Source organism: Streptomyces sp. NBC_01460, from assembly GCF_036227405.1.
GTDB lineage: Bacteria > Actinomycetota > Actinomycetes > Streptomycetales > Streptomycetaceae > Streptomyces.
Genome location: NZ_CP109473.1, coordinates 4,931,090 through 4,941,840, shown reverse-complemented (window position 1 = coordinate 4,941,840; position 10,751 = coordinate 4,931,090). Strand labels below are relative to the sequence as shown.

Genomic DNA, 10,751 nt, shown 5'->3' with positions numbered 1-10,751 from the left:
GGTTCACCTGTCCTCCTCCCCCGGCGTCCTCGGGGCGGCGACGAGACCGCTGCGCAGGGCGGCGGACGAGGGCCGCGCCGTGTCCTCGGTCGCGTACCGCTCGGCGAGCGATTCGCGGGCGATCTTCTCCTGGAGCTTGAGGATGCCCTGCAGGAGCGCCTCGGGCCGGGGCGGGCACCCGGGTACATAGACGTCGACGGGGATGATCTGGTCGACGCCCTTCGTCACGGAGTACGAATCCCAGTACGGTCCGCCGCAGTTGGAGCAGGCACCGAAGGAGATGACGTACTTCGGCTCGGGCATCTGCTCGTACAGGCGTTTCACGGCCGGCGCCATCTTGTCCGTCACCGTGCCGGACACGATCATCAGGTCGGCCTGCCGGGGGCCGGGAGCGAACGGGATGACGCCGAGCCGGATGAAGTCGTGCCGTGCCATGGAGGCGGCGATGAACTCGATCGCACAGCAGGCGAGTCCGAAGTTGAAGACCCAGAGGCTGTAGCGGCGGCCCCAGTTGAGGACCACCTTCATCGGTTCGGGCGCGAGCCGGGACAGCACCCCGAGCTTCTTCGGCCCGGGGAGCGTCGTCGGATCGGGCAGCGACACGGGGGGTTCGGGGTTCGGCCGGCTCGTCACGCCCATGCGAGGACGCCCTTCTTCCATGCGTAGAGCAGTCCCACGGCCAGGAAACCGAGGAAGATGAACATCTCCACCAGCGTCGTCGCCCCGTATCCGGGAGCCGCGAACACCGTCGCCCAGGGGAAGAGGAAGATCGAGTCGACGGCGAAGATCACGTACAGGAAGGCGTACACGTAATAGCGAACCTGGGTGTGGGCCCAGCCCTCCCCCACGGGGTCCACGCCGCACTCGTACGTGAGGAGTTTCTCCGGCGTCGGGACCACGGGCCTCAGCAGCCGGCCGGCCCCGAAGGCGACGGCGACGAACAGCACGCCCACCAGGGCGAGCAGTCCGACCACTGAGTAGCTCTGGAAGTAGTCCGACGCGAGAACGGTCGGTCCCGGCACGTCCGCCACGTCCGCCCCTCGCTCCCTCAACCTGTTCGACGGTCTGTACGCACGGGAGTCTAGGCCCTGTTAAAGAGACGGTAAGCAGCCCCGTCGCACAACGGGTGGGACGGGAGGTGACAGGGGGCCCGGTGCGAGGTGGGGTTACCCCTACCCGGCTCCCACCCACGAACCCCATGGCGTGGCCGGGCCCGGCCCGGCACGCTGGTCCTATGACCATGAGCCCCTCACTGCCGGACAACGACCGGCCGCCGCCCGCGCGCTTCGCCTTCGACCGGCGGACGTGGAAGGAGATCGCCCATCTCCTGGCCAATCTGCCGATGGCGATCGCCGGGTTCGTGTACGCCGTGTTCCTGGTCGGGGTGGGCGCCGGGCTCTCGGTCACCGTGATCGGACTGCCGCTCCTCGCGCTGGGGCTGCAGGGTGCGCGCGGGCTGGGCCGGGCCGAGCGCGCCCGGGCGCGGGGGATGCTCGGCGTGCGGATCGACGAGCCGAGCCCGATGGCGCGCGGCCGACGGGAGCAGGGCTTCTTCTCCTGGCTGTGGTCGGGGCTGAAGGACCCGGTGGGATGGCGGGCGTTGCTGTACGCGTTCATGCGGCTGCCGTGGGGGGTGGCGACGTTCGTCGTGACGCTGGTGGGCCTGTTCGTGCTCTGGCCGGTGCTCCCGTTCATCGCGCGGGGACTGACGAACGCGGACCGGGCGATGGCGCGGGCGCTGCTCTCGCCCTCCGACGAGCTGGAACGCAGGATCGCCGAGCTGGAGTCGGACCGGGGTGTGGTCGTGGACACGGCCGCCGCGGACCTGCGCCGCATCGAACGCGACCTCCACGACGGCGCACAGGCCCGCCTCGTCGCCCTCGCCATGGGCCTGGGGCTGGCGAAGGAGAAACTCACCGACGACCCCGAAGCAGCCGCCCGCATGGTCGACGAAGCCCACGGAGAGGTCAAGGTCGCCCTCCAGGAACTCCGTGACCTCGCCCGCGGCATCCACCCCGCCGTCCTCACCGACCGCGGCCTCGACGCCGCACTCTCCGCCATCGCCTCCCGCTGCACCGTCCCCGTCACGGTGTCGGTGGACCTGGAGTCCCGGCCGGCGGAGGCCATCGAGGGCATCGCCTACTTCACCGTCTCCGAACTCCTCCAGAACGTCAGCAAGCACGCCCGCGCCACCCGCGCCACCGTCGACGTCTGGCGCGCCGCCGACCGGCTGATGCTCCAGGTGCGGGACGACGGGAGGGGCGGTGCCCGGCTCGACGGCGGTACGGGCATGTCGGGTCTGGCGGAGCGGCTGGGCGCGGTCGACGGGCTGTTCGTCGTGGACTCCCCCGAGGGCGGCCCCACCACGGTCACCGCGGAGCTGCCCTGGCGCGACCGTGCGGACTCCGGAGCCGAACGGGTCGGTGCGGCATGACCGCGAGGCGGGACCGCACACCCCCGCGACGCGACGGCTCGACCGCGGGACGGGACCGCACGCCCCCGCACCGCGACGGCACGAGCACGGCAGCCCGCCGCGGCCGCCGCCCGTCCCCATGGTGGGGAAAACCCCCTGCCCGATACGGAGACCGCCCTCATGGTGCGGAGTCCCCGGGCACAGCAGTCTTGAGGTATCAGCCGACGTATCGGCTCGCGGGGAAATCCCGCCCGGAAGAACCCGCGGGGAACTCCCGCCCAGAAGAAACGGACGGACGCCACTGATGGCCACGGCATACGGACCGGACACGCGGGACCGCTACAGGCCCGCCACCGGGTCGGGGGGCCGCCCCCCGGCGAAGCACTTCCTCCCCGCGGCACTGCGCGCGCCAGTCGAGGCGCGTACCTGGCGCGAGCTGGCCTACGTGATCCTGAGCCTGCCGATCGGTGTCGTGACGTTCAGCTTGGCGGTCACCATGGTGTCGCTGGGCCTGGGCATGCTGATCACCTTCCTCGGCATCCCGATACTCGCCGCCGGCCTGGTCATGTGCCGCGGCTTCGGCGCAGTGGAGCGGGGCAGGGCGCGCGGGCTGCTGAGGCTGGACGTCGCCGATCCCGCGCCGGTGCGCGGCAGGGGCGGCCTGATGTCCTGGGTCGGCGCGGTGCTGAAGAGCGGGGTGTCCTGGCGGCACCTGCTCTACGCGGTGCTGCACATGCCGTGGGCGACGTTCGCGTTCACCGTCGCGGTGACGTTCTGGGCGTACGGCTGGGCCGCGTTCACGTATCCGCTGTGGCGCTGGGTCTTCCCGGCGTACGCGGGTGTCGACGGCATCCAGCTGTACGGCGACGCGACGCACCAGGTCTACCTCGACTCGCCCTTCGAGATGGCGGTGACCAGCGCGCTCGGTCTGGCGCTCGTCCTGGTCACACCGTGGATCATCCGTGGTCTGGTGTCCGTGGACCGGCTGATGGTGGCGGGTCTGCTCGGTCCCTCCCGGCTGGCCACCCGGGTCTCGGAGCTGGAGTCGGACCGGGGTGTGGTCGTGGACACGGCCGCCGCGGACCTGCGCCGCATCGAACGCGACCTCCACGACGGCGCACAGGCCCGCCTCGTCGCCCTCGCCATGGATCTCGGGCTGGCGAAGGAGAAACTCACCGACGATCCCGAAGCCGCCGCCCGCATGGTCGACGAAGCGCACGGAGAGGTCAAGGTCGCCCTCCAGGAACTCCGCGATCTCGCTCGCGGCATCCACCCCGCCGTCCTCACCGACCGCGGCCTCGACGCCGCACTCTCCGCCATCGCCTCCCGCTGCACCGTCCCCGTCACCGTCACCGTCGACCTGGACTCACGACCCGCCCAGGCCATCGAGGGCATCGCCTACTTCACCGTCTCCGAACTCCTCCAGAACGTCAGCAAACACGCCCGCGCCACCCGCGCCACCGTCGACGTCTGGCGCACCGCCGACCGGCTGATGCTCCAGGTCACCGACAACGGACGGGGCGGCGCCGATGTGGCGACGGGCAGCGGTCTGGCCGGGCTGACGGAGCGGTTGGACGCGGTGGACGGCATCCTCGTCGTCGACTCCCCGGCCGGGGGCCCGACGACGGTCACGGCGGAGCTGCCCTGGAGGGGCTGAGCCCTGAGCCGCTGCCCGTGGTGCCCCGGACGCCGTGACGGCGTCCGGGGCACCACGGCGTGCCCGGCACGGACCGGAACCGCTGGTCCGCCCCCTTCGGGGCGCCGATGCTGGAATGCTGGGCGTCCAGGGCGGCGCGTGCAGCGGCGTACACACGGAAGACAGACAGTGGGGGACACATCGTCGTGGAGGAAAGAGTGCGGGTCGTCATCGCCGAGGATTCGGTGCTGCTCCGGGAAGGGCTCACCCGGCTGCTGACCGATCTCGGGCACGACGTCGTCGCGGGGGTGGGGGACGCCGAGGCACTGCTCAAGACGGTGGCCGACCTCGCGGGACAGGACGCGCTGCCGGACGTGGTGGTCGCCGATGTGCGCATGCCGCCGACCCACACCGACGAAGGGGTGCGGGCGGCGGTGAAGCTGCGCAAGGAGTACCCGGACATCGGGGTGCTGGTGCTCTCGCAGTACGTCGAGGAGCAGTACGCCACCGAGCTGCTGGCCGGCAGCAGCCGCGGGGTGGGCTACCTGCTGAAGGACCGGGTGGCCGAGGTCAGGGAGTTCGTGGACGCCGTCGTGCGGGTGGCGAAGGGCGGGACCGCGCTGGACCCGGAGGTGGTGGCCCAGCTGCTGGGCCGGAGCCGCAAGCAGGACGTCCTGGCGGGTCTCACTCCCCGTGAGCGGGAGGTCCTGGGCCTGATGGCGGAGGGGCGTACGAATTCAGCCGTCGCCCGCCAGTTGGTGGTCAGCGACGGAGCCGTGGAGAAGCACGTCAGCAACATCTTCCTGAAACTTGGCCTGTCACCCAGCGACGGCGATCACCGGCGAGTTCTCGCCGTTCTTACGTATCTGAACTCGTGACAGAACGATGATCCATCCGCGATCACCGCGGGTGATCCACCCGCGGTGAACCGATACCTCACCCCCGACGAAAGGATGGGCACCGGGGGAAGCTCGTCCCCTCACCTGGGGATTCCGGGAAATATGGCGGAGCGTGACGCATTCAAGCGCCGGAAACGCGTCCACCATATGACCGGTCCGAGGAAGGTGACCCTTACAGAAGTAGGGTGGTGCCTGGACCGCCGGGGGGCCGGCCGGTCCCGAGCCGCCGCCCAGAGGGAGGTCCAGTTCAGTGACCAGTCAGGTCAGTAGCCCAGCCGGAATGTCCGACGAGGCCGGCGAGGCCGTCGTCGGGGAGCAGCGCGCCCCGCACGGTGATCGTCCGAGCACCACCGAGAAGGAAATCCGCCGCCTGGACCGGGTGATCATCCGTTTCGCGGGTGACTCCGGCGACGGCATGCAGCTGACGGGTGACCGGTTCACGTCGGAGACGGCGTCCTTCGGGAACGACCTGTCGACGCTGCCCAACTTCCCGGCCGAGATCCGGGCGCCTGCCGGCACCCTGCCGGGTGTGTCGTCGTTCCAGCTGCATTTCGCGGACCACGACATCCTCACACCGGGTGACGCGCCGAATGTACTGGTCGCCATGAATCCGGCCGCACTGAAGGCGAATATCGCCGACGTGCCGCGCGGTGCCGACATCATTGTGAACACGGATGAGTTCACCAAACGTCCGATGGCGAAAGTCGGATATGCCGAGTCCCCGCTCGAGGACGGGTCACTCGAGGCGTACAACGTCCATCCGGTTCCCTTGACGACCTTGACGATCGAGGCTCTGAAAGAGTTCGGGCTTTCCCGTAAGGAGGCCGAGCGGTCGAAGAACATGTTCGCGCTCGGGCTGTTGTCCTGGATGTACAACCGTCCGACCGAGGGGACGGAGACATTCCTCCGGTCCAAGTTCGCCAGGAAGCCGGTCATCGCCGAGGCGAATGTGGCGGCGTTCCGCGCGGGCTGGAATTTCGGTGAGACGACGGAGGATTTCGCGGTCTCCTACGAGGTCGCCCCCGCGTCGAAGGCTTTCCCGACCGGCACGTACCGCAACATCTCGGGGAACCTGGCCCTGTCGTACGGGCTGATCGCGGCGGGCCGGCAGGCGGATCTGCCGGTGTATCTGGGCTCGTACCCGATCACCCCGGCGTCCGACATCCTGCACGAGCTCAGCAAGCACAAGAACTTCGGCGTACGGACGTTCCAGGCGGAGGACGAGATCGCCGGGATCGGGGCGGCGCTCGGGGCCGCGTTCGGCGGTTCGCTCGGCGTGACCACGACCTCCGGTCCGGGTGTGGCGCTCAAGTCGGAGACGATCGGTCTGGCGGTGTCGCTGGAGCTGCCGCTGCTGATCATCGACATCCAGCGCGGCGGCCCCTCGACCGGCCTGCCGACCAAGACGGAGCAGGCCGACCTGCTCCAGGCCATGTACGGGCGCAACGGTGAGGCGCCGGTCCCGATCGTGGCGCCGAGGACCCCGGCGGACTGCTTCGACGCGGCCCTGGACGCCGCCCGGATCGCGCTGACCTACCGGACCCCGGTCTTCCTGCTGTCCGACGGCTACCTGGCGAACGGCTCCGAGCCGTGGCGGATCCCCGAGGCCGACAGCCTCCCGGACCTGCGGACCCGGTTCGCGACCGGGCCGAACCACGAACTCGCGGACGGTACGGAGGTGTTCTGGCCGTACAAGCGGGATCCGGAGACCCTCGCCCGTCCCTGGGCGGTGCCCGGCACGCCGGGTCTCGAGCACCGGATCGGGGGGATCGAGAAGCAGGACGGTTCGGGGAACATCTCCTACGACCCGGCCAACCACGAGTTCATGGTCCGCACCCGTCAGGCGAAGGTCGACGGCATCGAGGTCCCCGACCTGGAGGTCGACGACCCGGCGGGCGCGAAGACCCTCGTCCTGGGCTGGGGTTCGACGTACGGGCCGATCACCGCGGCCGTCCGGCGGCTGCGCGCGGCCGGCGAGACCATCGCACAGGCCCATCTGCGCCACCTCAACCCCTTCCCCAGGAACCTCGGCGAGGTGCTGAGGCGCTACGACAAGGTCGTCGTCCCGGAGATGAACCTCGGTCAGCTGGCCCTGCTCATCCGCGCGAAGTACCTGGTCGACGCGCAGTCGTTCAACCAGGTCAACGGAATGCCCTTCAAGGCCGAGCAGCTCGCCACCGTACTCAAGGAGGCCATTGATGCCTGACACCAACGAGCTCCTCCAGCTGGTCCCCAAGGCCGAGGGCGCGCAGTCCATGAAGGACTTCAAGTCCGACCAGGAGGTGCGCTGGTGCCCGGGCTGCGGTGACTACGCGGTCCTCGCGGCCGTGCAGGGCTTCATGCCCGAGCTGGGGCTGGCCAAGGAGAACATCACGTTCGTCTCCGGCATCGGCTGCTCCTCCCGCTTCCCGTACTACATGAACACCTACGGGATGCACTCCATCCACGGCCGCGCCCCCTCCATCGCCACGGGCCTGGCCACCTCCCGCCGTGACCTGTCCGTCTGGGTCGTCACCGGCGACGGCGACGCGCTGTCCATCGGCGGGAACCACCTCATCCACGCCCTGCGCCGCAACGTCAACCTCAAGATCCTGCTGTTCAACAACCGGATCTACGGACTGACCAAGGGCCAGTACAGCCCGACCTCCGAGGTCGGCAAGATCACCAAGTCGACGCCGATGGGCTCGCTCGACGCGCCCTTCAACCCGGTCTCCCTCGCCCTGGGCGCCGAGGCCTCCTTCGTCGCCCGCACCGTCGACTCCGACCGCAAGCACCTCACGAGCGTGCTCCGCGCCGCCGCCGACCACCCGGGCACCGCGCTCGTGGAGATCTACCAGAACTGCAACATCTACAACGACGGCGCCTTCGAGGTCCTCAAGGACAGGGAGAGGGCCGAGGAGGCGGTCATCCGCCTCGAACACGGCAAGCCGATCCTCTTCGGCTCGGAAGGCTCCAAGGGTGTCGTACGCGACCCCCTGACGGGTGACCTGAGCGTGGTCGCGGTCACCGAGGACAACCAGTCGCAGATCCTGGTGCACGACGCCCACAACCCCAGCCCCACGACCGCGTTCGCGCTGTCCCGGCTGGCCGACGCCGACACCCTGCACCACACGCCGATCGGCGTCCTGCGCAGTGTGGAGCGCCCGGTCTACGACGTGCTCATGTCCGACCAGCTCGACGCCTCGATCGACCTGCACGGCAAGGGCGACCTGAACGCCCTGCTGGCCGGCAGCGACACCTGGACCGTCGTCGGCTGACCCGTCCCCGCACGCCCGAAGCCCGGCCCCGGACGATCAGGGCCGGGCTTCGTCGTACGCCTCGCGGGCCGTCTCCACCGCGCCCAGCCGGCGCTCCGCCCACCGGGCCAGTCCCCAGACCTGCTCCGCGGCCTCCCTGCCGAGCGGGGTGAGCGAGTAGTCCACCCTCGGCGGGATCACGGGCTTGGCGTCCCGGTGCACGAACCCGTCGCGCTCCAGTGTCTGCAGGGTCTGGGCCAGCATCTTCTCGCTCACGCCCCCGACGGCGCGGCGCAGCTCGCTGAAGCGGTACGAACGCTCCAGCAGCTCGGCCAGCACCAGCACCCCCCAGCGGCTGGTGACGTGCTCCAGCACCAGCCGGGAGGGACACATCGGCTGGTTGACGTCGGAGGACCTCACCGGGCTTACGTTCATATCAGTACCTTACTTCAAAGTGGGTACTTTCTCTTGGTTAGTGCCAGCCTTATGGTGAGTAAGGAGAAAGCACACATACGAGGATCAGCGCATCCAGGAGGAACCTCATGAGCATCGTCGTCACCGGAGCAACCGGACAGCTCGGCCGTCTCGTCGTCGAGCGGCTGCTCGCCACCGTCCCGGCGGAGTCGGTCGCCGCGGTCGTCCGCGACCGGGAGAAGGCCGCATCGCTCGCCGCCCGAGGTGTCGAGATCCGCGTCGCCGACTACGACCGGCCCGAGACCCTCGCCGACGCGTTCCGGGCGGGCGACCGCGTGCTGTTCGTCTCCGGCAGCGAGGCCGGCAGGCGCGTACCTCAGCACACGGCCGTCATCGACGCCGCGAAGGCGGCAGGCGTCGCGCAGCTGGCCTACACCGGGGTGCTGGGCGGCCCCGACGCGGACTTCCTGCTGGCGGCCGAGCACAAGGTGACCGAGCAGCTGATCCTGGACTCCGGAGTCCCGTACACCTTCCTGCGCAACGGCTGGTACACCGAGAACTACACGGCGAACCTCGGACCCGTCCTGGAGCACGGCGCCGTCGTCGCCAACGCCGGCGAGGGCCGTGTCGCCTCCGCCACCCGGGCCGACTACGCGGACGCCGCCGCCGCCGTACTGACCGGCGAGGGGCACATCGGCGCGGCGTACGAGCTGAGCGGCGACGTCGCCTGGTCGCTGTCCGAGTACGCCGCCGTGGTGGCCGCCGCGTCCGGCAAGGAGATCGTGTACACCGAGGTGCCGGCGGAGGTGCACCAGGAGATCCTCGTCAAGGCCGGACTGCCCGAGCCCTTCGCCGCGATCCTCGTCGATGTGGACGAGGCCATCGCGCGCGGCCTGCTCGCCGGGACGAGCGGTGACCTGGCCCGCCTGATCGGCCGGCCGACCACCCCGCTGGCCGAGACGGTCGCCGCGGCACTGGCCGCCTGAGCACCCTCGCACCGGTCACGACCGTTTCCGTGAGACGGCAATGACAGAGGGCTCTTCCGGCGCTACCGTCGTGCAGTCGGCCGATCGCCGACACAGGAGTGCCGGGAGGGCCCGTGAAGGGGAAGAACGAGCAGCGGGCAGGCCTGCTGTACGGAGTCGCTGCGTACGGGATGTGGGGGCTCGTCCCCCTCTTCTGGCCGCTGCTCGAACCGTCGGGGGCGGTGGAGATCCTCGCCCACCGGATGGTCTGGTCGCTGGGCGTCGTCGGCGTGGCCCTGCTGGTCCTGCGCCGCTGGGCGTGGATCGGCGAGCTGATACGGCAGCCCCGGCGGGTGGGGCTCATCACGCTCGCCGCGTCCGTGATCTCCGTCAACTGGGGCCTGTACATCTGGTCCGTCAACAACGGCCACGTCGTCGAGGCGTCGCTGGGCTACTTCATCAATCCGCTGGTCACGATCGCCATGGGCGTCCTGCTGCTCGGCGAGCGGCTGCGCCCGGTCCAGTGGACCGCGGTGGCGACCGGCTTCGCGGCGGTGCTCGTCCTGGCGATCGGCTACGGGCAGCCGCCGTGGATCTCGCTGGTGCTGGCGTTCTCGTTCGCGACGTACGGCCTGATCAAGAAGAAGGTCGGCATGGGCGGCCTGGAGTCCCTCGCCGCCGAGACCGCTGTGCTCTTCCTGCCCGCGCTCGGCTTCCTGCTGTGGCTCGGGGCGAGCGGCGACGCGACGTTCCTCTCCGGGGGTGCGGGGCACGGCGCCCTCCTCGCCGCGACGGGACTCGTGACCGCGATCCCGCTCGTCTCGTTCGGCGCCGCGGCGATCCGGGTGCCGCTGTCGGTGCTGGGCCTGTTGCAGTATCTGGCGCCGGTGTTCCAGTTCGCGCTCGGCATCCTGTACTTCCACGAGGAGATGCCGCCCGAGCGGTGGGCCGGTTTCGCGCTGGTCTGGGTGGCCCTGATGCTGCTGACCTGGGACGCGCTGCGGACGTCACGGCGCACGAGGGCGGAGGCACTGCGCCTGGCCGTGCGGGCCGCGGAAGCCGCCGGTCCGGTCGGGACGGCGTCCGCCTCGGCGCCGGACACGGACACCCCCGCCATGAAATAGTTACTCGGTTGCTTTTTTGACCTGGTTGCGGTTTTCTGTCCTCCGGGACGAGCGAACCGAGGAG

10 protein-coding genes are annotated in these 10,751 nt (G+C 70.1%); 7 read left to right on the top strand and 3 right to left on the bottom strand.

Going from position 1 to position 10,751, the window contains the following annotated elements; all coding sequences use genetic code 11:
* Nucleotides 1-3: 3 nt before the first annotated feature.
* Both OG488_RS22270 and OG488_RS22265 read right to left on the bottom strand, forming a co-directional pair.
* Nucleotides 4-639 (bottom strand): NADH-quinone oxidoreductase subunit B, encoded by a 636-nt coding sequence (locus OG488_RS22270; protein WP_329231766.1) that lies wholly within the window; start codon nucleotides 637-639, stop codon nucleotides 4-6.
* Nucleotides 630-1,031 carry an NADH-quinone oxidoreductase subunit A gene (locus tag OG488_RS22265; RefSeq protein ID WP_329231764.1) on the bottom strand — a complete coding sequence of 134 codons (402 nt, stop codon included), beginning with the start codon at nucleotides 1,029-1,031 and terminating at the stop codon, nucleotides 630-632. Before OG488_RS22265 ends, OG488_RS22270 begins: the two co-directional genes overlap by 10 nt.
* 203 nt (nucleotides 1,032-1,234) lie before the next feature.
* Between OG488_RS22265 and OG488_RS22260 the strand changes: the two genes are divergently transcribed.
* From OG488_RS22260 to OG488_RS22240, 5 genes are all read left to right on the top strand, one after another.
* Nucleotides 1,235-2,434 (top strand): sensor histidine kinase, encoded by a 1,200-nt coding sequence (locus OG488_RS22260; protein ID WP_329231763.1) that lies wholly within the window; start codon nucleotides 1,235-1,237, stop codon nucleotides 2,432-2,434.
* A gap of 283 nt (nucleotides 2,435-2,717) precedes the next feature.
* Nucleotides 2,718-4,070 carry a sensor histidine kinase gene (locus tag OG488_RS22255; RefSeq protein WP_329231762.1) on the top strand — a complete coding sequence of 451 codons (1,353 nt, stop codon included), beginning with the start codon at nucleotides 2,718-2,720 and terminating at the stop codon, nucleotides 4,068-4,070.
* Between the two features lie 197 nt (nucleotides 4,071-4,267).
* Nucleotides 4,268-4,927: a response regulator transcription factor gene (locus tag OG488_RS22250; protein WP_329238917.1), complete on the top strand. Its 660-nt coding sequence runs from the start codon at nucleotides 4,268-4,270 to the stop codon at nucleotides 4,925-4,927.
* Nucleotides 4,928-5,198: 271 nt separating this feature from the next.
* Entirely contained in the window at nucleotides 5,199-7,154 is a 1,956-nt protein-coding gene (locus OG488_RS22245; RefSeq protein ID WP_329231761.1) for a 2-oxoacid:acceptor oxidoreductase subunit alpha, read from the top strand.
* Nucleotides 7,147-8,205 carry a 2-oxoacid:ferredoxin oxidoreductase subunit beta gene (locus OG488_RS22240; protein ID WP_329231760.1) on the top strand — a complete coding sequence of 353 codons (1,059 nt, stop codon included), beginning with the start codon at nucleotides 7,147-7,149 and terminating at the stop codon, nucleotides 8,203-8,205. The genes OG488_RS22245 and OG488_RS22240 overlap by 8 nt, the downstream gene beginning before the upstream one ends.
* Nucleotides 8,206-8,241: 36 nt before the next feature.
* Here OG488_RS22240 and OG488_RS22235 read toward each other — a convergent pair whose 3' ends face one another.
* A complete protein-coding gene (locus OG488_RS22235) occupies nucleotides 8,242-8,619 on the bottom strand; it encodes a winged helix-turn-helix transcriptional regulator (protein ID WP_329231758.1) in 378 nt (125 codons plus the stop codon).
* A gap of 107 nt (nucleotides 8,620-8,726) precedes the next feature.
* On the opposite strand from OG488_RS22235, the gene OG488_RS22230 reads away from it, so the two are divergent.
* On the top strand, nucleotides 8,727-9,584 hold the full coding sequence (locus OG488_RS22230; protein WP_329231755.1) for an SDR family oxidoreductase: 858 nt from the start codon (nucleotides 8,727-8,729) through the stop codon (nucleotides 9,582-9,584).
* Nucleotides 9,585-9,697: 113 nt separating this feature from the next.
* On the top strand, nucleotides 9,698-10,687 hold the full coding sequence (rarD, locus tag OG488_RS22225) for an EamA family transporter RarD (protein ID WP_329231753.1): 990 nt from the start codon (nucleotides 9,698-9,700) through the stop codon (nucleotides 10,685-10,687).
* The last annotated feature ends 64 nt before the right edge of the window (nucleotides 10,688-10,751 follow it).

What these genes read in the sequence shown, in the direction of transcription:
- OG488_RS22260 (WP_329231763.1), top strand. Translation starts at nt 1,235, where the DNA reads ATGACCATGAGCCCCTCACTGCCGGACAACGACCGGCCGCCGCCCGCG.
- OG488_RS22230 (WP_329231755.1), top strand. Translation starts at nt 8,727, where the DNA reads ATGAGCATCGTCGTCACCGGAGCAACCGGACAGCTCGGCCGTCTCGTC.
- OG488_RS22255 (WP_329231762.1), top strand. Translation starts at nt 2,718, where the DNA reads ATGGCCACGGCATACGGACCGGACACGCGGGACCGCTACAGGCCCGCC.
- OG488_RS22270 (WP_329231766.1), bottom strand. Translation starts at nt 639, where the DNA reads ATGGGCGTGACGAGCCGGCCGAACCCCGAACCCCCCGTGTCGCTGCCC.
- OG488_RS22235 (WP_329231758.1), bottom strand. Translation starts at nt 8,619, where the DNA reads ATGAACGTAAGCCCGGTGAGGTCCTCCGACGTCAACCAGCCGATGTGT.
- OG488_RS22240 (WP_329231760.1), top strand. Translation starts at nt 7,147, where the DNA reads ATGCCTGACACCAACGAGCTCCTCCAGCTGGTCCCCAAGGCCGAGGGC.